Genomic DNA, 25,182 nt, shown 5'->3' with positions numbered 1-25,182 from the left:
CGTCAGCGGTATCCGGTTCAACCCGGAGATGTCCGCAGCTCGTTCAGCGCCCGCCTGAGCAGCACATTGAGCGCGCGGGTAACCTCTTCGTGCGTATTCGGCTTGCATTCCGCGACGACCCGCACCGTCGCGCTGTCCGCGCTGGCCGTCACGACCCCGAGCACTTCCGGTTCGCGCACCACATTGTCGTCCTTGAGCTGCCGCGCCGCCTCGCCGATGACGGCCATCGCCCGTTCCAGGCTCACCCCGCCGTCCACCGTCACATCGACCACGGCCAGCGCGTTGTGCAGCGAATAGTTCGTCACGTCGTTGATCTGGCCGTTCGGTATGATGAACACTTCGCCCGTCCAGCTTCTCAGCCGGGTGGTGCGCAGCCCGATCATCTCGACCTTGCCTTTGTAGCTTCCGATCTTCACTTCGTCGCCGACGCCGAACGGATCTTCCAGGATGATGAACAACCCGGAGATGACATCGCGGACCAGGCTTTGCGCGCCGAAACCGATCGCAAGGCCGACGATGCCGGCGCCCGCCAGCAGCGGCGCCAGGCTGATGTTGAACTCGCCCAGAATGAGCAGGAAGGCAACGAAATAAATGCAGTACGATACCGTGTTGTTCAGCAGCTTGCCGACAGTCTGTACGCGCCGCGGTTGAATCCGGACCCGCTCCGGACTGCGGTCGATCAGCAGGCGCTGAATCGCCTTGTGCAGCACTTTGGCCGCAATCCAGGCGGCAAGCAGAATGAGCGCAATGCGAAGCGCGGACATGCCGAGGTCGATCCACATCCGTTCATCCTTCAAGTCCACCGCCAGAACATGCAATCCCGTTGCCGTCATGCGTTCGCCCTCCCCGCATCGTTCGGATCTTCCCATGCCATCGGCATATAGCCTTGTTCCGTCAAGATGTAGATGCCGCGAATCTCCACATGTTCCTGTCTGATGATGCTCAGAATTTCCGGCAGATTTTCATCGGGGAAATCGATCGATATCGCGCAGCCGGCCGTAATCTCCTTCGGCGTGGGGCGGATGTCGATCTCAATCCCGGCATATTCAAACAGCATTTCCGCCCGCAGCGCCTGCTGGGTGGAATCGAAAGCGGCCAACATCGCAGCGTCCCCTTTCCTGATATGATGCCGCGGCACTGCCCCATGGCCCTGCAGTCCCGTTTTCCGTCCTGGTCAGTATAAACCGGCCACGATGTCCATATACTAGTAACACGCTGTTTGCGGAGGGGATGCCATGAAGCCGGCCGTTCGAAGAGAAGCGCCGCTCAAGGTCGCGCATGCCGATGCGAATGCATGTGCGCTGCTCACCGAGCGACTGACCCACTATATGACGACGATGGCGGAGAACCGCCGGATTGCCATCGTGTGCATCGGCACGGACCGGTCGACCGGCGATTCGCTTGGTCCCCTGGTTGGCACGAAGCTGTCCAAATACCGCAGCCCGCATTTCGATCTGTACGGCACGCTGGAGCATCCGGTTCATGCGATGAATCTCGAGGAAACGCTGCACAGGATCGAACGGAAGACGCCCCGGCCGTTCATCATCGGCATCGACGCCTGCCTTGGACAGGCCGCCAGCGTCGGCTGCATCCAGATCGGCGAAGGTCCGGTTCGTCCGGGCGCCGGCGTCAACAAGGAGCTGCCGCCGGTCGGCGACATTCATATGACCGGCATCGTCAACGTCGGCGGCTTCATGGAATACTTCGTCCTGCAGAACACCAGGCTGCACCTGGTCATGCGCATGGCCGATCTGATCGCGCTGAGTCTCATCAACGCCGTCCATGCCGTGAGGCGGCAGCGGCCGCTGGCTGCAGTCCCGCCTGTTCAATCGCCTGCCGTTCCTCAGGCGTAAGCGGATAGGTTGACTCTCCGCCCTTTACCGGTTTCGCGTAGACGTAGGTTTCTTCCCGGCTGTGAATGCCGCTCAGGACGACGCCGCTCCGCTCTTCGTTCACGATGGCAACCGCAAAGCTGAGATCGCTTCCTTGGCCGGCGAACGCATTGTAGCGCACAATTCCGATTCTGCCGGCCGATTGTCTGACCGTCTCTTCGAGCCGGCTCAGTCCGCCGGTCAGCCGTTCGATCTCCCGCACGGCATCCGCGGTCCGCTGCTGCAAGCTGCTGATGACCGTCTCCAGATCGGCCACCCCCGTGCTGCCGATCATCGCCCGGTATTGCCGGGTGAGCCGGCTCAGCTTGCGGCTGACGACAGCCAGCCAGATGAGCAGCACGACGACCAGCAGGCCGATTCCCGCGATCGCCGCATACAAGATTTCCGAATCTTCTGCCCTCATCGCTACTCCCCCATGTTTTCCGATCGATTTCTGTATCTTCTGCAACGTCTTCAGACAGCCGTTTCAATAATACCGGCTGATCTCCTTCGCAGCCGCGATAAGTGCATCCACGTCCGCCTCGGTCGTGGAATGGCCGACGCTGGCGCGCACCGCGCCCGTGGCCGCCGTACCCGCCGTTCCATGCGCCAGCGGGGTGCAATGGAACCCGGCCCGGACGGCGATGCCGTAATGCCTGTCCAGGATGAACGCCGTCTCCGATGGATCGGCGCTGCCGATAATGAATGAGACGATGCCGGTTCTCGGTTCGCCCGGTTCCGGACCGAGCACGCGCACGTTGCCGATCGCAGACAGCCCCTCCATCAGCCGTTGCGCAAGCGACCATTCCTTATTATAAATGTTCTCAACCGTCTCATGCAGGATGTACCGGACGCCCGCCGCCAGCCCCGCCAGCCCCGGGGTATTGACCGTGCCAGATTCGTAGCGGTCGGGCCGCATGTCCGGCTGTTCGGCCGCTTCCGACTGGCTGCCCGTTCCGCCGTGCAGAATCGGCTCGAGGTTGACCTCCGGATGAATGTACAAGCCGCCCGTCCCCTGGGGACCAAGCAATCCCTTGTGTCCCGGGAACGCCAGCAGATCGATGCCCATCGCCTCCACGTCGATCGGCAGGATGCCGGCGCTCTGCGCCGCGTCGACCAGCAGCCGGATGCCTCTCTTGCGGGTCATGGCGCCGATCTCGGCGACCGGCAGAATCGACCCGAGCAGATTCGAACTGTGGTTGACGATGACCAGCTTTGTATTCGGCAGCAGCGCTTCGCGGACGCGCCCCGGGTCGAGGCCGCCGCGTTCATCCGTCTCCACATAGGTGACCTTCACGCCGATCGTACGCTTCAAATACTCGAGCGGCCGCCGGACCGCATTGTGTTCGACTGCCGTTGCGACGACGTGATCGCCGGGCTGAAGCAATCCTTTGATCGCCATGTTCAGCGCTATGGTCGTATTGAACGTCAGCGCGATGTCGTTCGGATTGGCGATTCGAAACAGTTCCGCCAGCGCTTTCCGCGCCTCGAACACGATCCTGCCCGCGCTGACCGCCATCCGGTGGCTTCCCCTGCCGGGATTCGCGCCGTCATGCACCATCGCATCGCGCACCGCTTCGATCACTTCCGGCGGCTTCGGCCATGAAGTCGCCGCATGATCCAGATAGATGATCCGTTCCGTTTTTGCGTCCATGCTAGCCCCCTGCTTTCCCCGCCGCACAGCATGCGAATTGGCATACCTTAGTGTAATCGTTCCCGCCCGGGATTACAACTCCGGGATGCCGGCGTTTTCTCCGGTTCTGCGCCGTTGTCTGCAAGCCGATGCATCTCGGGCGGCAAGCGTTTCTTTTTCGCGACAAGCGGCGCCCCCACGTCCATCTGCGCGACGCGGCGCCCGGGAAGATGCAGGTCCAACCGGGAGAAGGAAGCGTCGACATGGAATGGGCGCTTTCCGCTGCATTTCCATTGAATATCTGGAGCCGGACGAGTATGATGCCGCGAAGGATATTCTCCGGCTGACAATTAGGGGCGCCTCCGGCAATGGTTCATCGGATGGCGCCCCGTCTTATTTGCAAAACCTTTCTTGCCCGACTCGGCCGCCGTCAGGCCAGCCGTTCCAGCAGTTCCAGCAGCCGCTCCAGATCCTGCTTGCCGTAATACAGCAGCTCGATCCGACCCTTGTCCTTCTGATGACGGATGCGAACCGTCGTCTTGAACCGTTCGCGCAGCGTCTCCTCGACCTGCTCGATGTACGGATCGCGCTTCTTCGCCTTGACCTGGGCCTTCTTGACGGCCACATTTTTGCGCCCGAGCTGCTGAATGGCATCTTCCAGCTCGCGCACGCTCCATTCGTTCTCGATCGTCTGCCGGGCAAGCTCCCTCAGCTTCTTGTCGTCCTTCAGACCGGCCAGCGCCCGTGCATGCCCCATGGACAATGTTCCACGTGAAACATGCTCCTTCACCTCAGCGGGCAACGTCAGCAGACGGAGAAAATTCGCGATATGCGAACGCGACTTTCCGACCTTCAGCGACAATTCCTCCTGGGTGAGCTGGAACTTGTCCATGATCGACTGGTAGGCAAGCGCCAGCTCAATCGCATTCAGATCTTCCCGCTGCAGGTTCTCGATCAGCGCGATCTCCATCACCTGCTGGTCGGAGAAGTCGCGCACGACCGCAGGGATCGTCGCATTGCCGCACAACTGGGATGCGCGGAAACGACGCTCGCCCGCGATGATCTCGTACCCTTTCACGACGCTGCGCACAATGATCGGCTGAATGACGCCGTGCTGCCGGATCGACTCGGCCAGTTCCCTGATCGCTTCTTCGTCGAACGTCTTGCGCGGCTGATACGGGTTCGGACGAAGCTGGTTCAGCGGAATTTCGATGACCTTGTCATCTTCGCCTACCGTCAGAGAAGGAATAAGCGCGTCAAGCCCTTTCCCCAGCCGTCTGCTCATGGGTCATCACTTCCTTCGCCAATTCGAGGTAGACTTCCGCGCCCTTCGATCTCGGATCATACGTGATAATGGACTGCCCGTGCGACGGCGCTTCGCTCAAGCGGACATTGCGCGGGATGATCGTCTGATACACTTTCTGCTGAAAATATTTCTTGACTTCCTCGATCACCTGAATGCCGAGATTCGTCCGCGCATCGAACATCGTGAGCAGCACGCCTTCGATTTGCAGCGATTTGTTCAGATGTTTCTGGACAAGCCGAACCGTATTGAGCAGCTGGCTCAGGCCCTCAAGCGCATAATACTCGCACTGGATCGGAATGAGGACCGAGTCGGCGGCCGTCAGCGAATTGATTGTCAGAATGCCGAGCGAAGGAGGACAATCGATCAGAATGTAATCAAACATGTCCCGCACTTGTGTAAGCGACTTTTTCAGCCGGATCTCCCGCGAAATCGTCGGCACCAGCTCAATCTCCGCGCCGGCCAGCTGAATCGTGGCAGGAATCAGCGTCAGTCCCGGGATGCTGGTTTTCACCATGGCATCGCGCGGATGCACGTCATTGATCAGTACGTCATAGATGCAGTTGTCAACATCCGCCTTGTTGATGCCGATGCCGCTGGTCGTATTGCCTTGAGGGTCGATATCGACGAGCAGCACCTTCCTCCCCAGCGATGCCAGCGATGCGCCCAGATTGACGGATGTCGTCGTCTTGCCGACTCCGCCTTTCTGATTCGCAACCGCAATGATTTTCGACAATCCGGTTCACCTCTCACCTGCTGAGTTAACCCTATCTTGTTAGCTCCTGCGCTGACCGCCGCTTGCAGCGGACCGTACACCGCGGGCGACACCGCAAGCCTACCGTTTCGGAATGCGGATGACGATTTCGTAATGTTCGCCGCAGTCGCGTTCGTCCGTCTTGATGTCGATGCCGGACCCCGCCACCATCTCGACGGACTGGCGAATGGTGTTGAGCGCGAGGCGGACGTCCTTCGTGAACGAGATCCGCTTCGAAGACTTCTTCGACTTCGCAGAAGCTTCCTTGTAGAACGCGGCACGCGCTTCCGTCTGCTTCACGTTCAGTTCCTTGGAAATAATATCCTCCAGCACCTTCACCTGGAGTTCTTCCGACTCCAGCGACAGCAGCGCCCTCGCATGACGCTCGGTAATCTTCCGTTCCATGAGCGCCTGCTTTACCGGTTCGCTGAGATGCAGCAGCCTGAGCTTGTTCGCAATCGTCGATTGGCTTTTGCCGAGACGCTGCGCCAAGCTTTCCTGCGTCAGATTGTGCAGATCCAGCAGCTTCTGGTAAGCAACCGCTTCTTCAATCGCGGTCAGCCCTTCCCGCTGCAGGTTCTCGATCAGCGCGATCGATGCCGCCTGGGAATCGTTGAATTCGCGGACAATCGCCGGAATCGTCTCCAGCCCCAGCTTCTTGACGGCGCGCCAGCGCCGCTCACCGGCGATAATCTCGTAGCGCCCGTTCCGGACGCGTACGACGATCGGCTGGATGACGCCGTGCGTGCGGATCGTCTGGCACAGTTCGTCGATTCGCTCGTCATCGAAGATTGTCCGCGGCTGGTAGGGGCTCGCGTCGATCTCGCCGACGGGGATCTGCTTCACTTCGTCTTGATTCGTGCGGTCGCCCAGACCGAACAGCCGAGAAAATTGCTCCTTCATCATGTCATTCCCTACCCCATTCAGAATGCCGCTGCCGATCCGCCCGGAAGACAGGCTGCTGTCGCAGCCGCCCAAGGCCGCTCAAAACGCCCGGTCTTCCGGACGAACCGTATGCATCCGCGACAGCCGAAACAAAACGCCGATGTTCCATCGGCGTGATGTTGTTTGTTTCGTTGTTGCCGTGCTGCATCGAACCATCGCCATTCGCAAGCATAATCATTCGAGACACGGAATCCGATTTCCTGCTTGACAAACCGATTTTTCACATTTGTTCACGGAAAATGTTTCACGTGGAACAACGTCTGCCGGAATGGCGGCCGCTCGGTCATCAGACGATCGGCTGCTTCGCCGGAATGCCGGCCTTCCGCGGATACCGCGCCGGCGTCCGGCCCGATTTGCGGATGATCACGATGTGCCGGTCCGCCTGCTCGAATGGCAATTGCAGCGCATGCACCGTCTCGAGCTTGCCTCCCAGCTCGGACAGCGCCCGCTTCGACTCCGCGATTTCTTCCGCGGGATCACTGCCCTTCATCGCGGCGAATCGGCCGTCCGGCCGCGCGAACGGCAGGCAGAACTCGGCGAGCACGTTCATTCTGGCGACCGCGCGGGCCGTTACGAGGTCGTATCCGTCGCGGTGCTCCGGCATTCTGGCCGCGTCTTCCGCGCGGGCATGCAGGCAGGTCACGCCGGCAAGGCCGAGCTCCGCGGTCAGATGCTCGAGGAACCGGATCCGCTTGCCGAGCGAATCGACGATCAGCACGTCAAGATGCGGGAAGCAAATCTTGAGCGGAAGACTCGGGAAGCCCGCGCCGGAACCGATGTCGGCCAGCTTGCCGGTCCCGTTCAGATCCAGATGGAACGCGAGCGTCAGCGAGTCGTAGAAATGCTTCTCGTACACCGCTTCCCGCTCCGTGATCGCCGTCAGATTCATCCGCTCATTCCATTCCACGAGCAGCCGGAAGTACGTCTCGAACCGTTCACTCCGCTCCGGCGTCAGATCCAGATTCCGCTCCGCCAGCAGCTTCTCGAACCAGGACGGGGCGCTCAAAGGTCACGACCCCCGCGCCGCCGTCACGCGGTTGTAATGCTCGAGATACACGAGCAGGATGGACAGGTCGGCCGGCGAAACGCCCGAGATGCGCGACGCCTGCCCGATCGAGATCGGCCGGATGGCGGTGAGCTTCTGTTTCGCCTCCGTCGACAGGCCGTGCACGGCGTAATAGTCGATGTCTTCCGGAATCCGCTTCTGCTCCATCTTGTTCAGCCGCTCCACCTGCTGCAGCTGCTTCTCGATGTAGCCCGCGTACTTGATCTGGATCTCGACCTGTTCCTTCATCTCTTCGGTCAGTTCGACCGGCGAAGGCGTCACGGTCTCGAGCATCGCATACGTCACTTCCGGACGTCTGAGCAGCGTCAGCGCGTCGACCGTGTTCTGCGCCGGAGCGGAGCCGGCCATCTCCAGCACCCGCTGCGCTTCCTCCGGCTTCAGCTTGACCGTTCTCAGCCGCGCGATCTCGTCTTCCACCTTCTGCTTCTTGTCAAGGAACTTGCGGTACCGCTCCTCGCTGATCAGCCCGATCTCATAGCCGACCGGCGTCAGGCGCAGATCGGCATTGTCATGGCGCAGCAGCAGCCGGTATTCGGCGCGCGACGTGAGCAGCCGGTACGGCTCGTTCGTCCCCTTCGTCACGAGGTCGTCGATCAGCACGCCGATGTACCCTTGCGCACGGGACAGGATAACCGGATCCTTGCCCTGCACCTTGCGCGCGGCGTTAATGCCCGCCATGATCCCCTGGGCGGCCGCCTCTTCATAGCCGGATGTGCCGTTCAGCTGGCCGGCCGTGAACAGCCCCTCGACGAGCTTCGTCTCGAGCGACGGCTTGAGCTGCGTCGGCACGATGACGTCATATTCGATCGCGTAGCCGGGACGCATCATTTCGGCCTTCTCGAGGCCCGGAACCGAGCGGAGCATCTTAAGCTGCAGCTCCTCCGGCATGCTCGTCGACAGCCCCTGCACGTAATATTCCTTCGTATTCCGACCCTCGGGCTCGAGGAAAATCTGATGCTTCGGCTTGTCGGCGAACCGGACGATCTTGTCCTCGATCGACGGACAGTAGCGCGTCCCCGTCCCTTCGATCAAGCCCGAATACATCGGCGCGCGGTGGAGATTTTCCTGAATGATCCGGTGCGTCTCTTCCGATGTATAGGTGAGCCAGCACGGCAGCTGCTCGACTTCGCGGTATTCCGTCTCATAGGAGAAATATTTCGGCTTCTCGTCGCCCGGCTGAATCTCGGTCTTCGAGAAATCGATCGTATCCCCGTGGATCCGCGGCGGCGTGCCGGTCTTGAACCGGATCAGCTCGAAGCCGAGCGAGCGCAGCGATTCCGACAGCTTCACGGAAGGCTGCTGGTTGTTCGGTCCGCTCTCGTACATCAGCTCGCCGATAATAATCTTGCCGCGCAAGTAAGTGCCCGTCGTGATGACAACCGCCTGCGCGTAATATTCCGCGCCCGTCTTCGTCCGGACGCCCTTGCAGCGTCCGCCTTCGACGATCACTTCCTCCACCATCGCCTGGCGGAGCGTGAGCCGCTCGGTCCGCTCCAGCGTCTGCTTCATCGTGTGCTGATACAGAAACTTGTCCGCCTGCGCGCGCAGCGCATGGACCGCCGGCCCTTTGCCCGTGTTCAGCATCCGCATCTGGATGAACGTCTTGTCGATGTTCCGTCCCATCTCGCCGCCGAGGGCGTCGATCTCGCGCACGACATGCCCCTTCGCCGGCCCGCCGATCGACGGGTTGCACGGCATGAACGCCACCATGTCCAGGCTGATCGTGAGCAGCAGCGTCTCGCAGCCCATCCGCGCCGCGGCAAGCGCCGCCTCGCAGCCCGCATGACCCGCGCCGACGACGATGACGTCATAATGTCCCGCTTCGTATCCCACAGCTTCACCCTCTTTCATTAAGAAAAAACCATCCGCCGACCTGCCCGGGTTCATTTTCCGAGACAGAACTGCGAGAAAATCTGGTCAATCAGCGATTCCCCGGCCGTATCGCCCGTTATCTCGCCGAGCCGCTCCCATGCCGTCCGGACATCGATCTGGACGATGTCGATCGGCACGCCGGCGTCGGTCGATTCAATGGCGTCGACCAGCGCCTGCTCCGCCTGCTTGAGCAGCGCGGCATGGCGGGCGTTCGACACATAGGCCGCTTCGCCGCCTTCCAGCTTGCCGCCGAAGAACAGGTCGGCAATCGCCTGCCCGAGTTCATCCATCCCCAAGCCTTCCTTGACCGACATCGGCACGATCGCGGTTCCGGGCAGCAGCTTCCGCACCTCGGCTTCATCCAGCTTCGCGGGCAGGTCGGATTTGTTCAGAATGACGACCGCCTGTCTGCCGGCCGCCTGGCCGAGCAGCGTCCGGTCATCTTCATGAAGCGGTTCGGACCGGTTCAGCACAATGAGCAGCAGATCGGCATCCGTCAAGGCGGATCGCGAACGTTCAACGCCGATCCGCTCGACGACGTCGAACGTCTCGCGGATGCCGGCCGTATCGAGCAGCCGCAGCGGAATGCCGCTGACCGTCACATACTCCTCGATGACGTCGCGCGTCGTGCCGGGAATGTCGGTGACGATCGCCCGCTCGGTGCCCGCCAGCAGGTTGAGCAGCGACGACTTGCCGACGTTCGGCCGCCCGACAATCGCGGTCATAATCCCCTCGCGCAATATTCTGCCTTCGTTCGCCGATTTTAGCAGCTGCCGGATCTCCGCCAGCACTTCCCCGCTCCGCTCACGGATGAAGGCGCTTGTCAGCTCCTCGACGTCATGCTCGGGATAGTCGATGTTGACCTCGAGATGCGCGAGCAGCTCGATCAGCCGCTGTCTGAGTTCGCCGATCTTCCGCGACAGAGCGCCTTCGACCTGCTTCAGCGCCACCTTCATGGCCCGCTCCGACTTCGAACGGATCAGGTCCATGACCGCTTCCGCCTGCGCCAGGTCGATGCGGCCGTTCACGAACGCCCGCCGCGTGAACTCGCCCGGTTCCGCGAGGCGGATGCCGCCGCCGGCCAGCAGCAGATCCAGCACCCGCCGCACCGGCACGATGCCGCCGTGCACGCTGATCTCGACGACATCCTCGGCCGTGAATGACCTCGGCGCCCGCATCACCGTAACGAGCGCTTCATCAACCGCTTCGCCGGTCGCAGGATCGACGATTTTCGCGTATTGCACCGTATGGGTCGCCGCGTCCTTGAGCCCCGTCTTCGCGCGGACATAGGGAGCGGCCGCCTCGATCGCGGAAGGACCGCTGATCCGGATGACGGCAATCCCGCTCTCGCCGACGGCCGTCGCAATCGCAGCGATCGTATCGTCGTGCATGCTGTCCAGTCCTTTCCCTGTGATCGCAGACACCGCAAGAAACTTTAAAAAAAGGCAATGCCTCGCGTTACGAGCCATTGCCGCGGAAGAGATCGCATGCCTTGCGTCACTTGAGCGTAATGACGACGCGCCGGTTCGGTTCGTCGCCCTTGCTGAACGTCTTCACTTTCGGATGGTGCTGCAATGCCGTGTGAATCACTTTGCGCTCCTGCGGGGTCATCGGCTCCAGGACGATCTCCTTGCCGGTCCTGACCACCCGCTGCGCGAGCCGTTCAGACAATTCCTCGAGCGTCTTGCGCCGCCGTTCGCGGAAATTCTCTGCATCGAGCACGATGCGCACACGTTCGCGCGAACTGCGGCTGGCGACGATATTCGCCAAATATTGCAGCGCGTCGAGCGTCTGGCCTCTGCGGCCGATGAGCAGCCCCATATCTTCGCCGCCCGACATCGCCAGCTTCAGGCCGTCGCGCGATTCGCTCCGGCTGATGTCAATCGTGATCCCCATCGCGCCCGCGACTTCGCGCAGGAACCGCTCCGCCGCTTCGGCGGCTTCCCCGGCGCCGCCCTCTCCGGGTCGCGATTCGGGATCTTGCGGTTCCGAATCTTCTTCCTCTTCGAAGAATGCCACGTCTTCGTCTTCGGAACCGCCGGCATCCGTCATGACGTCCTCGACTGCGGCGGTCTCCGCCGCCTGCGGCTCGGCCGCGGCCGGGGCGGGTACCGCCGCGGCCGGCTCCTCGATGAGCGTCAGCTCCACCTTGGCGGGTCTTGCACCGAACAGTCCGAACAGGCCGCGCGAAGGCTGTTCGAGCACGTTCACCTTCACGCGGTCGATCGTCGTCCCCAGTTGTTCAAGCCCGCTGTTCACCGCAGCTTCGATCGTCTTTCCGGATGCCGTGACTTTCTTCATTTCGCAGGGGCCTCCTTCGGTTTGCCCTTGTCGGATGAGCGCACGTACAGGAAATAGTTTTGGACAATCGTGTAGAGATTGCTGAAGATCCAGTAGAGCGGCAGAGCCGCCGGGAACGACAGCGCCATGACGAAAATCATGACCGGGAAGATCATCAGGATCGCCTGCATCGGGCCATTCGGTTGCTGCGGCATCATCTTCGATTGGACAAACGTCGTGATCGCGGCGATCACCGGCAGCGCCCAGGCGATGACGCCCTGCTGCTGCGGCGGCAATCCAAGCTGGATGCCGAGGAACGAATACTCGCGGATATCCGGGTTCCAGTAGATCGCGTTGTACAGCGCGATGAAGATCGGCATCTGAATCAGAAGCGGCAGACAACCCGCCATCGGATTGACCTGATGCTGCATGAACAGCTTCATCGTTTCTTCATTAACTTTCTGCGGGTCGTTCTTGTACTTCTCCCGGATCTTCATCAGCTCCGGCTGCAGCGCCTGCATCGCTTTCGAGCTGCGGTACTGCTTCAGCGTAAGTGGCAGGATCAGCGTCCGGACGATGATCGTCAGAATGAGAACGGACAAAACGTAGTTGCCCTGGAACCAGTCGGCGAACGTGTCCAGCATGACCGCGAACCAGTAAACGACGTTCCGCTCCCAGAAGTTGCCCTCGAGCAGATCTTCCGTGCTGGTCGTATGATCAACCGGCGCGCATCCCGCAAGCAGCAGGATCGCCGCGACGGCGGGCAGGATCAGCCATTTGCGTGATCGAGACAACAGTCAAAACTCCTCTCTGAAGAGACAAACATTCCCCTTAAACTATATCATAATTTATGGTCTGAAGGAAACTCGCCTAAACATGCGGACGGCCTTGCGGACGCGGCCTGCCTGCGGTCGTCCCTCCGTTCCGCCGCTTGTCCGGACCGGCCGGCGGGATGCCGGCGAGCAGGCCGGCCTTGCGCAGCGCGTGCAGCAGGCTCCGCTCCAGATCCTTCGTCTTCATCCCGAGCGCCGGCCGCCTGACGATCACGATAAAATCGGTCCGCTCCGCAATCTTGTCCGCGTTCAGGCGAATCAATTCCTTGACCACCCGGCGCATCCGGTTGCGGACGACCGCGCCGCCGAGCTTCCGGCTCACCGACACGCCCGCGCGGAACCGCTCGGTCTCCGGCCGCTTCATCCAATAGACGACAAACTGGCTGTTCGCGAACGAACGTCCCGCCTTGTAGATGCGGCTGAAGTCGCTGCGGCTGCGCAGGCGGAGCTTTCTCTGCATCACCATCACCGAACCTTCCATCCGGAAGACAGGCTGCCGGAGGGAGCGAATAAAAAAAGACCACGCTCCGTGGTCCTGTAAGATCAAGCGCTCAGCACTTTTCTGCCCTTCTTGCGGCGAGCCGCCAGCACCTTGCGGCCGTTCTTCGTGCTCATCCGCTTCCGGAAGCCGTGCACTTTCTTCCGCTTGCTCACATTCGGTTTGAACGTCGGTTTCATCCTGCCTGACACCTCCCGCTCCGAATTCTATCATGACAATCTGTTGAATATACATTTCCAAGCCGACAGATCGGCCCCGATCCGTCCGGAAAAATGCCTTTACAATTAAACCACACCCATCCGCCAAAGTCAAGTTCAAGGATATCCGGAACGTTTCCCCCTTCTCCATGCCAAACGCTGTCCTCACATGGGGGTTGTTGATAATTTTCGGCGAACGCCGTCGAAACGGCACAGGTTGTCGACAACTTCTCAACAATTTCGAGCATTGTTCATAAATGTTATACACAATTCCGGGGATTGTGGATAGTTTCGGTGCAAACGTTGAAATCAGGGGCCCGGTCTGCTATGATAAATATGCTTCCAGCTGTGGACATCTGGCAAAATCCCTCTAAATTATCAACAGATTGTGGATAAGTCTGTGAGCAATTCACCTCCCTATGGATAATTCACAGCGGGATTACGTTCGTATTGTGGATGATTCGCCTCTCATTTTCTTCATCAGAAGATAAGAGTTTATAAGTTTCACGCTTATCATCGGCTTATCTTTCCCCGCAAAACGGGTGCGCCGTCCGGGAGGGACGGCATCAGCCGTTTTTGCTTGTTTCGACACATCGCATCGTTCCAGCCGAACAGCGGCGGTGCCGGCCGGCTTCGGCGCATCAACTGTCCTTTGCGAGCCTACGACGCAAGCCGAAGGAGAGGCTTGTTCCTTTTTGTGCTTTTTCTGGGAATGTTGAGAATGGTGCGATGACGACGGAGGCTAGATGAAGGGGCGGACGATCAGTCGGTAAGGAGTGACAGTCATTGGACAGCCAAGCCCGTGAAATATGGCAGCAAGCGTTATCCATCATTCAGACCCGGGTGAGCAAACCGAGTTTCGATACATGGTTCAAGGACACAAATGCGAAATTTCTCTCGGAACGGCTTGTTCTGATCACCACGCCGCAGGCTTTCGCGGTGGAATGGCTCGAAAGCCGTTACACGCGGTATATCCGGGAAGCGCTTGAAGACTGCCTCGGCTATCCGGTCGACGTCAAATTCGCGCTCGAAGAACCGAAGACGCCCGAACCCCAGGCCGAACCTCCGGCAGTCCGCCGGCCCCCCGTCGTGCAGGAAGAGCCTGCCGGCCATATGCTCAACCCGAAGTATACATTTGAAACGTTCGTCATCGGCGCCAACAACCGGTTCGCCCACGCCGCCTCGCTCGCGGTGGCGGAAGCGCCGGCCAAGGCGTACAATCCGCTGTTTCTCTACGGCGGCGTCGGTCTCGGCAAGACCCACCTGATGCATGCGATCGGCCATTACATATTGGAACACAATCCGGACATGCGGGTGCTGTACATCTCGTCCGAGAAATTCACGAACGAGTTCATCAACGCCATCCGCGACAACCGCGGCGAGAGCTTCCGCATGAAATATCGCAACATCGACGTGCTGCTGATTGACGACATCCAGTTTCTCGCGGGCAAAGAGCAGACGCAGGAGGAATTTTTCCACACCTTCAACGCGCTGCACGAGGAACGGAAGCAGATCGTCATCTCGAGCGACCGGCCGCCGAAGGAGATTCCGACGCTGGAAGAGCGGCTTCGCTCGCGGTTCGAATGGGGACTCATCACCGACATCCAGCCCCCGGATCTCGAAACCCGGATCGCCATTCTGCGCAAGAAGGCGAAAGCCGAGAATCTCGACATTCCGAACGAAGCGATGGTGTACATCGCGAACATGATCGATACGAACATCCGGGAACTGGAAGGCGCACTCATCCGTGTCGTAGCCTATTCATCGCTCATCAATCAGGACATCACGTCCCATCTGGCGGCGGAAGCACTCAAGGATATCATTTCCACGAGCCGCCCGAAGATGATTACGATCCAGGACATTCAGGCCAAGGTCGGCGAATATTTCGGCCTTCGCCTGGAAGAGTTCAAGGCGCGCAAGCGGACGAAGGCGGTTGCGTTCCCGCGCCAGGTCGCCATGTATCTCGCGCGCGAGCTGACCGACCATTCGTTGCCGAAGATCGGCGACGCGTTCGGCGGCCGCGACCATACGACCGTCATCCACGCCCACGACAAAATATCGAAGCAGCTTGAAACGGACCGCGAGCTGCAGCAGATCATCCGGACTTTGACCGAACGGATCCGCAGCGGACAACCATGAACAACCCGTTAGGCCTATGCACACGATATTCACATGTGGATAGGCTTCTTTTGTCGAAGTTTCCGCGCTTATCCACATATTCAGCGGCACTACTACGATTACGACTAAAAATGTTATGATATTCATCATAGAGCGAAAAAAGACGAAGAGCGCCGACGGGAGGAACGCATGAAACTGACCATCCGCAAGAACGAACTGAACGAAGCCGTCCAACAAGCCGCGAAAGCCGTCTCTTCGCGGTCGGCCATCCCGATTCTCTCCGGTATCAAGTTTGACGCCGACCACCAGGGACTCACGCTGACTTCCAGCGATACCGAAATTTCGATTCAAACCTTTGTTCCCGCGGAAATCGACGGCACCCCCGTCGTCCGCGTCGAACGTCCGGGAAGCATCGTGCTTCCCGCCAGATTCATGGCGGAGATTGTCAAGAAGCTGCCGGAAGACGACATCGAATTCGAACAGCAGGGCGGATTCCAGGTGACGATCCGCTCCGGCGCGACGGACATCCAGATGATCGGTCTGGACGCCGAAGAATTCCCGGTGCTTCCCGACATCGGGCGGCAGCAGGTCATCCACATTCCGGGAGAACTGCTCAAGAACATGATCCGCCAGACCATTTTCGCCGCGTCGACGAATGAACAGACACCGATTCTGACCGGCATCCAGTGGCAGCTGCAGGGCGGCGAGCTGAAATTCACGGCGACGGACCGGCACCGTCTGTCCACCTGTTCCGCCGACTTGGGCGCGCCGGAAAGCGACAAGTTCGCGGGCATCGTCATTTCGGCCCGGACGCTGAACGAGTTGTCCCGCATCATTCCTGATTCGGAGGAGCCCGTCGAGATCGCCGCGGCCGACAACCAGGTGCTGTTCCGGATCGGACAGGTGCTGTTCTTCTCCCGCGTGCTCGACGGCGTCTATCCGGACACGTCGCGGATCATTCCGCAGGAATTCAAGACGGAGATGGAGATCGACACGCGGCAGTTGACGGAAGCGATCGACCGCGCCTACCTCATGTCGCGCGAAGAGAAGACGAACATCGTGCGCATTGTGACATTGGGAAGTGGCGACATCGAGATTTCGTCCAGCTCGACGGAGCTCGGACGCGTCACCGAACAGATGCGCGCGGTACGGCTTGAAGGCGACGAACTGCGCATCGCGTTCAACTCGAAATATATGCTTGATGCGCTGCGCGTCATCGACAGCGACAAGATTTTCATCGGGTTCAACGGGTCGATGAGCCCGATCGTGATCCGTCCGACCGACGGAGACCGCCAGCTGCACATCATTCTGCCGTACCGCACGACCGGCTGATCCAGGCTGGCGCGTTTTATCAACAGCAGAAAGGAACGTCCGCATGAAACCGATCGCGATCAAGACCGAACCGATTGCGCTCAGCCAATTTCTGAAGCTGGCCGGCTGCATCGATACCGGCGGCCAGGCGAAGGCGCTGCTCGCCGAAGCCCCGGTGCTCGTCAACGGCGAGCCGGAGAATCGCCGCGGACGGAAGCTGTATGCGGGCGACCGGGTGGAAGTTCCCGGATTTGGCGCGTTCACGGTCGAGGTCGTGAAGACGTGAAACTGAAATCGATCGAACTGCAGCACTACCGCAACTACGAATCGCTCCGGCTGGAGACGGATCATATGGTCAACGTCTTCATCGGGCCGAACGCGCAGGGCAAGACCAATCTGCTCGAAGCGATTTTCGTGCTGGCGCTTGCCCGGTCGCACCGGACGGCGAAGGACAAGGAACTGATCGGCTGGCAGCACGACTCGGCGCGCGCGGCGGGCGAAGCGGAGCGGCGCTACGGCGATGTCAGCCTTGAAATCGTGTTCACCGATCAGGGCAAGCGCGCGAAGGTGAACGGTCTGGAACAGCGGCGCCTGAGCGAATTCGTCGGCACCCTGAATGTCGTCATGTTCGCGCCCGAAGATCTCGAGATCGTCAAGGGCGCCCCGGGCGTCCGCCGGCGGTTCCTCGACATGGAGATCGGCCAGATCCAGCCCGGCTATCTGCATGCGATGCAGCAGTACGGCAAAGTGCTGATGCAGCGCAACCGCTATCTGAAGACGGCCGCGCCGGGAAGCAGGCATGAGCTGCTCGACATCTGGGATGAGCAGCTTGCTTCCTGGGGTGTTAAATTGATGAAGAAAAGGCAAAACTTTATCGTAAAACTGCAGCAATGGGCGGCCTCGATCCATGCCGGCATCACCGGCGGCGGAGAAGCGCTTCAGGTGGAGTACCGGCCTTCGCTCGAGATGGAGGGCCCGGAAGATGAAGCTGTTTTAATCGATCGTTTTATGGTAAAGTTATCACAGATGCGAGAACAGGAGCTGCGCCGCGGCATGACGCTGATCGGACCGCACCGGGACGATCTGCTGCTGCGTATCAACGGCATGGAGGCGCAGGCTTACGGATCCCAGGGCCAGCAGCGGACGACGGCGCTGTCGCTCAAGCTGGCCGAGATCGAGCTGATCCGCGAGGAAACCGGTGAATATCCGGTGCTGCTGCTGGACGACGTGTTGTCGGAGCTTGACCGAAGCCGGCAGACGATGCTGATCGACACGTTCCAGCGCAAGGTGCAGACGTTCATTACGACGACCAGTCTCGACAGCGTCGATATGGAGAAACTGCGTGACGCCTGTCTCTACCACGTGAAGGACGGCCGAGCGGAGAAAGCGTAAAGCCGATGCGGAAGGAGCACGAATACCGATGTATGTCCATCTGGGCGGAGAACGGATCGTCCGGGCCAGCGAGCTTGTGGCGATTTTCGACGTTTCGATTGAACAGTCTTCGCGGATATCCCGGCAGTTCACCGCCTGCGCGTCGAAGCGAAAAAACGTGGAAGTGATCGGCGAAGAAGAGCCGAAATCGATCGTGATTACCACCCAGAAAGTGTATTATTCCCCGATTTCTTCCTCCACGCTGAAGAAACGGACACATCAGCTGCCGGACGTGTAACCCTCCGCAGATATGGAAGCAGCAGTCGAGAGGAGCAGTGAACAAGGCATGACCGACAGCCGGCATGGTTACGATGAAAGTCAGATACAGGTGCTGGAAGGGCTCGAAGCCGTCCGCAAGCGGCCGGGCATGTACATCGGTTCCACCAGTTCGAGGGGGCTTCACCATCTCGTCTGGGAAATCGTCGACAACAGCATCGACGAAGCGCTCGCCGGGTTCTGCGATTACATCGAAGTGGTGATCCGGCAGGACGGCAGCGTGACCGTCATCGACAACGGCCGCGGCATCCCGGTCGGCGAGCATCCGAAGATGAAGCGGCCGACGCTCGAAGTGGTGCTCACGGTGCTGCACGCGGGCGGCAAATTCGGCGGCGAAGGCTACAAAGTATCCGGCGGCCTGCACGGCGTCGGCGTCTCCGTCGTGAACGCGCTGTCCGAACATTTGTGCGTCGAGGTCAAGCGGGACGGACACATTCACCGTCAGGAGTACAAGCGCGGCGTGCCGCTGTACGACGTGCGCATCGTCGGCGACACGGACGAGACGGGCACGATCATTACGTTCAAGCCCGACCCGGAAATTTTCACCGAGACGACGGAGTTCGAATACGATACGCTGCAGACGCGCATCCGCGAGCTGGCGTTCCTGAACAAGGGCATCAAGATCGTGCTGCGCGACGAGCGGACCGGCGCGTCGGACACTTACAAATACGACGGCGGCATCATCGAATTCGTCCAGTATTTGAACCGCAACCGCGAACCGCTCCATGAGCAGCCGATTTACATCGAAGGCATGCGGGACAACATCCAGGTCGAGATCGCGCTGCAGTACAATGACAGCTATAACGAGAATATTTACTCGTTCGCGAACAACATCCACACGCACGAAGGCGGCACGCATGAATCCGGGTTCAAGAGCGCGCTGACGCGGATCATCAACGACTACGCGCGCAGAGCCGGTCTTCTGAAGGACAGCGATTCGAACCTGACGGGCGAGGATGTGCGGGAAGGCTTGACGGCGATCATCTCCGTCAAGATTCCGGAGCCGCAATTCGAAGGGCAGACGAAGACGAAACTCGGCAACAGCGAAGCGCGCAGCATCGTCGAATCGATGTTCGCCGAGAAGCTCCAGGAGTTTCTGGACGAGAACCCGTCCGTCTCGCGCCGCATTGTGGAGAAAGGCGTGCAGGCCGCGCGGGCGCGGGAAGCGGCGCGCAAGGCGCGCGAGCTGACCCGCCGCAAGAACGCGCTCGAAGTGAGCGCCCTGCCCGGCAAGCTGGCCGACTGCTCGTCCAGGGACGCGTCGATCAGCGAGCTGTACATCGTCGAGGGCGATTCCGCGGGCGGATCGGCGAAGCAGGGGCGCGACCGCCACTTCCAGGCCATCCTGCCGCTTCGGGGCAAGATTCTGAACGTCGAGAAAGCGCGGCTGGACCGGATTCTCGCCAACTCCGAGATCCGGGCGATCATCACGGCGCTCGGCACGGGGATCGGCGAAGATTTCGACCTGTCGAAGGCGCGCTATCACAAAATCATCATCATGACCGACGCGGACGTCGACGGCGCCCACATCCGGACGCTGCTGCTGACGTTCTTCTACCGGTACATGCGCCAGATCATCGAAGCGGGGTATGTTTACATCGCGCAGCCGCCGCTCTACAAGATCGAGCGGAACAAGGTCGTCCGCTACGCGCTCAACGACAAGGAGCGCGATGAGATTCTGGCCGAATTCGGCGAAGGCGCGAAAGTGAACATCCAGCGGTACAAAGGTCTCGGCGAGATGGACGCCGAGCAGCTCTGGGAGACGACGATGGATCCCGAGAGCCGCACGATGCTGCAGGTGACGATTCAGGATGCGATCGCGGCGGACGCCATTTTCGACACGCTCATGGGTGACGACGTCGAGCCGCGGCGGGAATTCATCCAGGCCCACGCGAAATTCGTCAAGAATCTCGATATTTGATTGAGGAGCCGTCCGGTCTCACCGGACGGCTCTCCTGCGTCTTGCGCGGATGCCGCTGCGGATTCTGCTCTTTTTCTTGAACCTGCCGTAGGCTGCCGCGTACCGGTAAATTTTGCGGAATACCGATTTGTCCTTCAGCTTGCGGAAGATGAAGGGGTCCGGCGCCGTGTTCACTTCGAGGATCCAAGGTTTCAGCGAGTTGTCGATGGCGATGTCGAGGCCGATCTCTTTCAACCCCGGCCAGCGCCGCTGCAATTGTCTTGCCGTCGTGACGCCAAGCTTGCGGAGCTGCTCCGCGTAGGCTTTCCGCCGCCCGGCATCCAGGTGGGTGCTCATGAGGGTGGAGAATGCCATCGGCGTTCCGCCGCTGTGGTAGTTTGTCACGATTTTCTTCGGATGCGAGAGCCGGCCGATGATGCCGGTTGCCTCCCACACGCCCTGGGGAGACCTCTGCACCATGACGCGAATGTCGAATCTTCGCCCCTTGTGCTTCAGCAGACGGATACCCCGCTGCACCACGTAAAGTCCTTTGCGCTTCAGTCGCTGCAGCCCGTCGTACAGCGAATCTATCGAGCCGAATCGATAGGAACGGGTATCGACCCGCGCGAGATAACCTGTCGACGTCCGCTCGACCCGGATAACCCCTTTGCCGAAAGTGCCCTTGTCCGGTTTGACATAGACCATGCCGTAATGATGCAGCATGTCGGACAACGATTGCTGTGAGAGTCTCCGCGTCTCCGGAATCAGTTCGCGCAGTCCGGGGTGCCGAATCAACACTTCGGTTTTCGCTAGCTTGCTTCTCACGCGCTTAATGGCCAACGGGCGTCGGCTCCTTTCAATCGCGCGGGAAGCCGGCGGGCTGGAAATTCCGGACAACCCTTGCGATGAGTGGTATAATAGAGGCGCAAGCCGACCGGATGACTTTCGCCAATCCAGCATATGCGCGGAAACCCGCTTGCGCCTCCGCATTCGTACCGCCTTCGGAGGGCCGAATTAGTTAGTGTAAAATCTTCGTGGGTGTAGGAATTGGAAAAAGCGGACATAGAAAAAGAGCTTCTCCCTTGGTAAAGTGATGTTTGTCCACAACACACTAAGAAGGAGGAAGCTCCTGTGAGCCACTTTACCACAACAATGCCGACGATGAAAGAGATTGAGCAATGGATTTTCCGGAAAATGCAGGAGGAATTCGCTCGTGCGATGAAGCAGGTGCTGGAGGCGCTGGATCAGCAGATCCTGGAGCAACGGGACCGAGAGCGTTATCGAGTAAAGGACGAGCGTGAAACAAGCGTCAACACAGTGTTCGGGAATGTGCGCTTTAAGCGGAGATTGTACTGTGACCGTAGAAGCGGCAAACACGTGTATCTGCTGGATCAGCTGTTGCAATTCGAAGGGCGCGGGAAAGTCAGTCCGCATTTGGAAGAGACAGCCATCGCATTCGCCAGCCAAGGACCGTCGTACCGGGACAGCGCTAAGCGGCTGGAGCAGCTCCTGGGATACAATGTGCTGAGCCACCAAGCGATCAGGGAAAAACTGATTGAGCGTGCGGAACAGCCGATGTCTGAGGTGAAGCGACGCCCAGCGCGAGTATTGTTCGTGGAAGTGGATGGGCTATACACGAAGCTGCAGCGGAGCAAGAAGCGTGGGATGGAGAACGCAATCGCTGTCGTACACGAAGGCTGGGAGAAGAGCGGCAAGCGAGTGCGGCTGAAGAATAAACAGCATTACCTGCATACGAGCGGCGGCAACTTCTGGGAAGGGTTCGGGGACTTTCTGGTGGAGCGTTACGAAATCGACGAGAACACGTGGCTTGTGGTGAACGGAGACGGCGCGGGGTGGATCGGGGAATGTACATCCTACTTTCACCAATGCCTGTACATGCTGGACCGCTTTCATGTGGCGCGTGATTTGAAACGTTTTGTCGGACATTTACCGAAGGTGTGGGAGACCGTGAGACGGTCGCTGGCCAAACAGGACGCAGCCGCGCTTATAGCGGCCTTAGAAAGCGTAGCGGAACAAGAGATAGCGGAAGAGAACCGGAAGGATTGGAAGCAGTATAAAAGCTATCTGAAGCGGCACGAGAAGCATTTGGACGACTACCGAAAAACACTCCAGGTGAAGGGGATCGACACAAGCGGTATGCGCCCGATGGGAAGCGCGGAATCGCAGATGCGCATATTCGCCAAGCGGACGAAGCGTGGCGGGTACAGTTGGAGTGAGCGAGGCGTCAGGGCGATGCTGTGGACAATGATGAGGATTAAAGAAGCCGGCATGGTTGTAAGAACGGTTGAAGGACATGCGAGTATGCAAGCAACGTCACAACAGCCAATAAACATGCGGCAATTGCTCAAGAACGTGACGCAACCAGTCAAGGGTTGTATCGCTGGAATGATTCGCATGCTGCAAGGACCGAAGCAAAGCAGCACAACGGGTATGGCACTCAAAGCTCTTCGCGGATAATGGCAAAAAAAATTCTGACAAATCACTTTTATTTGATGAAAGAACGAAGCAAAGCGCTTACAAGGAAGAGGTTTCCTTTGGGGTTCGCGTTCCAAGCATCTTAAATGACTGCCCACGCTAGCTTGACACTGACGCCGAATTACGTTTAATTGTGCGGATTTGGTGAAAGTAATATAATAGTCATGGAGAGCATCCGATTGGAAGGATTGTCGGAAGCAGCGGAAATTTCGCGTGATTTGTCCGCGAAACAGGCATTTATCGTTTTTCTTTTGTTTCGGAGTTTGTCATTCGGGGATATGAAAGATTTGCACAGATTTACATGAGAAGGGGTTACCGACGCGGCCTGACGGACGGCCTTCCCGAAGGGAGCCGCACGCCGCGCGGAAGATCGGGAGGTAGAGCATGGCGGAACAGAACCGTTCTCAGATCAGAGATCGCGATATCAGCACGGAGATGCGCGACTCATTCCTGGACTATGCGATGAGCATTATCGTCAGCCGTGCCCTACCCGACGTGCGCGACGGACTGAAGCCGGTGCATCGCCGGATTCTGTACGCGATGTCCGAGCTCGGCATGTCGCCGGACAAGCCGTACAAGAAGTCGGCGCGGATCGTCGGCGAAGTCATCGGCAAATATCATCCGCACGGGGATGCGGCCGTCTACGAAACGATGGTCCGGATGGCGCAGGATTTCTCGCTCCGCTACATGCTCGTCGACGGCCACGGCAACTTCGGATCGGTCGACGGAGACTCGGCGGCGGCGATGCGCTATACGGAAGCGCGGCTCTCGAAGATTGCGATGGAGATGCTGCGCGACATCAACAAAGAGACGATCGATTTCGTGCCGAACTACGACGGCGAGGAGAAGGAACCGGCGGTGCTGCCGGCGAGGTTCCCGAACCTGCTCGTAAACGGCGTGTCCGGGATTGCCGTCGGCATGGCGACGAACATTCCGCCGCACAACCTGACGGAAGTGATCAACGGCATCCAGGCGATGATCCAGAATCCGGATATCACGCCGCTTGAGCTGATGGACCATGTGAAGGGTCCGGACTTCCCGACGGCTGCAATCGTCATGGGCCGCGAAGGCATCCGCCAGGCTTACATGACCGGCCGCGGATCGATCACGATGCGCGCCCGGGCGGAGATCGAAGAACAGGGCGGCAAGCCGCGCATTATCGTGCACGAGCTGCCGTACCAGGTCATCAAGGCGCGGCTCGTCGAGAAGATCGCCGAGCTGGTGCGCGAGAAGCGGATCGACGGCATCACCGACCTGCGCGACGAGTCGGACCGCAACGGCATGCGCATCGTCATCGAGCTTCGGCGCGACGTCAACCCGAACGTCGTGCTCAACAATCTGTACAAGCATACGCCGATGCAGACGAACTTCGGCATCAACATGCTGGCGTTGGTGGACGGCGAACCGAAGATCCTCAACCTGAAGGACATGCTGTATCATTATTTGCAGCATCAGATCACGGTTATTCGCCGCCGCACCGAGTATGATCTGCGGAAGGCCGAGGCGCGCGCCCACATTCTCGAAGGCTTGAGGATTGCGCTCGACCACATCGACGAGATCATCGCCCTGATCCGCGGTTCGCGCACGACCGAAGAAGCGCGGGACGGGCTGATCGCGCGCTTCTCGCTCAGCCATGACCAGGCCCAGGCCATCCTCGACATGCGCCTGCAGCGGCTGACCGGGCTGGAGCGCGAGAAGATTGAGGAAGAATACGCCGAACTGTTGAAGCAGATCGCCGAATTCAAGGCGATACTGGCCGACGAGGGACGCGTGCTGCAGATCATTTCCGACGAGCTGGAAGAGATCAAGCAGAAGTACGGCGACGAGCGCCGCACCGAGATTACGTCCAGCGAGAACGAGATTCTGGACGAGGATCTCATTCCGCGCGAGGATGTCATCATCTCGATCACGCACAGCGGGTACATCAAGCGTCTGCCGGTATCGACCTACCGCAGCCAGAAACGCGGCGGCAAGGGCGTCATCGGCATGGAGACGAAGGAAGACGACTTCGTCGAGCATCTGTACGTCTCCAATACGCACCATTACCTGCTGTTCTTCACGGACAAGGGCAAGGTATTCCGTCTCAAGGCGTACGAGATTCCGGAGCTCGGCCGGACGGCGAGAGGCACGCCGATCATCAATCTTATCCAGATCGAGCCGGGCGAGACGATCAACGCGGTCATTCCGATCGAATCGTTCGATCCGGATCTGTATCTGTTCTTCGCGACGAAGCAAGGCATCGTGAAGAAGACGCCGCTTGACGACTATTCGAATATCCGCAAAGTCGGGCTCATCGCCATCAATCTCCGGGAGGATGACGAGCTGATCAGCGTCAAGCTGACCGACGGCAGCCGCGAGATCATCATGGGGACGAGCCAGGGCATGTCGATCCGGTTC

The 25,182-nt window shown here is 59.6% G+C and carries 24 protein-coding genes (1 of these 24 running past the window's edge); 9 read left to right on the top strand and 15 right to left on the bottom strand.

Annotated elements, in window-relative coordinates:
• Positions 1-17: 17 nt before the first annotated feature.
• Together THECO_RS18355 and THECO_RS18350 are read right to left on the bottom strand one after the other, a co-directional pair.
• Complete coding sequence (locus THECO_RS18355; RefSeq protein WP_015256511.1) at positions 18-833, bottom strand: mechanosensitive ion channel family protein; 816 nt, start codon at positions 831-833, stop codon at positions 18-20.
• A complete protein-coding gene (locus THECO_RS18350) occupies positions 830-1,102 on the bottom strand; it encodes a DUF3343 domain-containing protein (RefSeq protein WP_015256510.1) in 273 nt (90 codons plus the stop codon). The genes THECO_RS18355 and THECO_RS18350 overlap by 4 nt, the downstream gene beginning before the upstream one ends.
• A gap of 133 nt (positions 1,103-1,235) precedes the next feature.
• Here THECO_RS18350 and yyaC point away from each other — a divergent pair, with 133 nt between their 5' ends.
• On the top strand, positions 1,236-1,853 hold the full coding sequence (gene yyaC, locus THECO_RS18345) for a spore protease YyaC (RefSeq protein ID WP_015256509.1): 618 nt from the start codon (positions 1,236-1,238) through the stop codon (positions 1,851-1,853).
• Here the strand turns inward: yyaC and THECO_RS18340 are convergent.
• The 12 genes from THECO_RS18340 to rpmH all read right to left on the bottom strand — a co-directional run bounded on the left by THECO_RS18340 (position 1,771) and on the right by rpmH (position 13,235).
• Positions 1,771-2,295 (bottom strand): DUF4446 family protein, encoded by a 525-nt coding sequence (locus tag THECO_RS18340; protein ID WP_015256508.1) that lies wholly within the window; start codon positions 2,293-2,295, stop codon positions 1,771-1,773. The two genes, yyaC and THECO_RS18340, sit on opposite strands and share 83 nt — an antisense overlap.
• 63 nt (positions 2,296-2,358) lie before the next feature.
• Positions 2,359-3,525: an aminotransferase class V-fold PLP-dependent enzyme gene (locus THECO_RS18335; RefSeq protein WP_015256507.1), complete on the bottom strand. Its 1,167-nt coding sequence runs from the start codon at positions 3,523-3,525 to the stop codon at positions 2,359-2,361.
• Positions 3,526-3,934: 409 nt separating this feature from the next.
• A complete protein-coding gene (locus tag THECO_RS18330) occupies positions 3,935-4,789 on the bottom strand; it encodes a ParB/RepB/Spo0J family partition protein (protein ID WP_015256506.1) in 855 nt (284 codons plus the stop codon).
• Positions 4,761-5,543: a ParA family protein gene (locus tag THECO_RS18325; RefSeq protein WP_015256505.1), complete on the bottom strand. Its 783-nt coding sequence runs from the start codon at positions 5,541-5,543 to the stop codon at positions 4,761-4,763. Before THECO_RS18325 ends, THECO_RS18330 begins: the two co-directional genes overlap by 29 nt.
• A 99-nt stretch (positions 5,544-5,642) precedes the next feature.
• A complete protein-coding gene (gene noc, locus THECO_RS18320; protein ID WP_041854657.1) occupies positions 5,643-6,464 on the bottom strand; it encodes a nucleoid occlusion protein in 822 nt (273 codons plus the stop codon).
• A 328-nt stretch (positions 6,465-6,792) separates the two neighbouring features.
• A complete protein-coding gene (gene rsmG, locus THECO_RS18315) occupies positions 6,793-7,512 on the bottom strand; it encodes a 16S rRNA (guanine(527)-N(7))-methyltransferase RsmG (protein WP_015256503.1) in 720 nt (239 codons plus the stop codon).
• A 3-nt stretch (positions 7,513-7,515) separates the two neighbouring features.
• Positions 7,516-9,405, bottom strand: coding sequence for a tRNA uridine-5-carboxymethylaminomethyl(34) synthesis enzyme MnmG (gene mnmG / locus THECO_RS18310; RefSeq protein WP_041854656.1), 1,890 nt, complete (start codon positions 9,403-9,405; stop codon positions 7,516-7,518).
• 50 nt (positions 9,406-9,455) lie between these two features.
• A complete protein-coding gene (gene mnmE, locus THECO_RS18305; RefSeq protein ID WP_015256501.1) occupies positions 9,456-10,835 on the bottom strand; it encodes a tRNA uridine-5-carboxymethylaminomethyl(34) synthesis GTPase MnmE in 1,380 nt (459 codons plus the stop codon).
• 106 nt (positions 10,836-10,941) lie between these two features.
• Positions 10,942-11,745 carry an RNA-binding cell elongation regulator Jag/EloR gene (gene jag, locus THECO_RS18300; RefSeq protein ID WP_015256500.1) on the bottom strand — a complete coding sequence of 268 codons (804 nt, stop codon included), beginning with the start codon at positions 11,743-11,745 and terminating at the stop codon, positions 10,942-10,944.
• Entirely contained in the window at positions 11,742-12,518 is a 777-nt protein-coding gene (locus tag THECO_RS18295) for a YidC/Oxa1 family membrane protein insertase (protein WP_015256499.1), read from the bottom strand. Before THECO_RS18295 ends, jag begins: the two co-directional genes overlap by 4 nt.
• Before the next feature lie 76 nt (positions 12,519-12,594).
• Positions 12,595-13,017, bottom strand: a complete 423-nt coding sequence (rnpA, locus tag THECO_RS18290; RefSeq protein ID WP_041854655.1) for a ribonuclease P protein component — start codon at positions 13,015-13,017, stop codon at positions 12,595-12,597.
• Positions 13,018-13,100: 83 nt separating this feature from the next.
• The gene (gene rpmH, locus THECO_RS18285; protein ID WP_015256497.1) at positions 13,101-13,235 is read right to left on the bottom strand and encodes a 50S ribosomal protein L34; all 135 of its coding nucleotides are present in this window, start codon (positions 13,233-13,235) and stop codon (positions 13,101-13,103) included.
• Between the two features lie 804 nt (positions 13,236-14,039).
• On the opposite strand from rpmH, the gene dnaA reads away from it, so the two are divergent.
• The 6 genes from dnaA (at position 14,040) to gyrB (ending at position 20,310) form a co-directional block, all read left to right on the top strand.
• A complete protein-coding gene (gene dnaA / locus THECO_RS18280) occupies positions 14,040-15,392 on the top strand; it encodes a chromosomal replication initiator protein DnaA (protein ID WP_015256496.1) in 1,353 nt (450 codons plus the stop codon).
• 168 nt (positions 15,393-15,560) lie between these two features.
• Positions 15,561-16,703 (top strand): DNA polymerase III subunit beta, encoded by a 1,143-nt coding sequence (gene dnaN / locus THECO_RS18275; protein WP_015256495.1) that lies wholly within the window; start codon positions 15,561-15,563, stop codon positions 16,701-16,703.
• 43 nt (positions 16,704-16,746) lie between these two features.
• Positions 16,747-16,968: a S4 domain-containing protein YaaA gene (yaaA, locus tag THECO_RS18270; RefSeq protein WP_015256494.1), complete on the top strand. Its 222-nt coding sequence runs from the start codon at positions 16,747-16,749 to the stop codon at positions 16,966-16,968.
• On the top strand, positions 16,965-18,074 hold the full coding sequence (gene recF / locus THECO_RS18265; RefSeq protein WP_015256493.1) for a DNA replication/repair protein RecF: 1,110 nt from the start codon (positions 16,965-16,967) through the stop codon (positions 18,072-18,074). The genes yaaA and recF overlap by 4 nt, the downstream gene beginning before the upstream one ends.
• 28 nt (positions 18,075-18,102) lie before the next feature.
• On the top strand, positions 18,103-18,351 hold the full coding sequence (remB, locus tag THECO_RS18260) for an extracellular matrix regulator RemB (RefSeq protein WP_015256492.1): 249 nt from the start codon (positions 18,103-18,105) through the stop codon (positions 18,349-18,351).
• A gap of 48 nt (positions 18,352-18,399) precedes the next feature.
• On the top strand, positions 18,400-20,310 hold the full coding sequence (gene gyrB, locus THECO_RS18255) for a DNA topoisomerase (ATP-hydrolyzing) subunit B (protein ID WP_015256491.1): 1,911 nt from the start codon (positions 18,400-18,402) through the stop codon (positions 20,308-20,310).
• An 18-nt stretch (positions 20,311-20,328) separates the two neighbouring features.
• Here the strand turns inward: gyrB and THECO_RS18250 are convergent, their stop codons facing one another.
• Positions 20,329-21,129 carry a YheC/YheD family protein gene (locus THECO_RS18250; RefSeq protein ID WP_015256490.1) on the bottom strand — a complete coding sequence of 267 codons (801 nt, stop codon included), beginning with the start codon at positions 21,127-21,129 and terminating at the stop codon, positions 20,329-20,331.
• A 291-nt stretch (positions 21,130-21,420) separates the two neighbouring features.
• On the opposite strand from THECO_RS18250, the gene THECO_RS18245 reads away from it, so the two are divergent.
• On the top strand, positions 21,421-22,767 hold the full coding sequence (locus THECO_RS18245; protein ID WP_015256478.1) for an ISLre2-like element ISTco2 family transposase: 1,347 nt from the start codon (positions 21,421-21,423) through the stop codon (positions 22,765-22,767).
• 402 nt (positions 22,768-23,169) lie between these two features.
• Positions 23,170-25,182 carry the 5' portion of a DNA gyrase subunit A gene (gene gyrA, locus THECO_RS18240; RefSeq protein WP_015256489.1) on the top strand. 468 nt of this gene lie beyond the right edge of the window, so only the first 2,013 of its 2,481 coding nucleotides appear in the window; it begins with the start codon at positions 23,170-23,172; the stop codon falls past the right edge of the window.

Origin of the sequence: Thermobacillus composti KWC4 (assembly GCF_000227705.2) — a bacterium.
Taxonomy (GTDB): domain Bacteria; phylum Bacillota; class Bacilli; order Paenibacillales; family Paenibacillaceae; genus Thermobacillus; species Thermobacillus xylanilyticus.
This window is presented reverse-complemented; position numbering and strand designations above follow the sequence as displayed.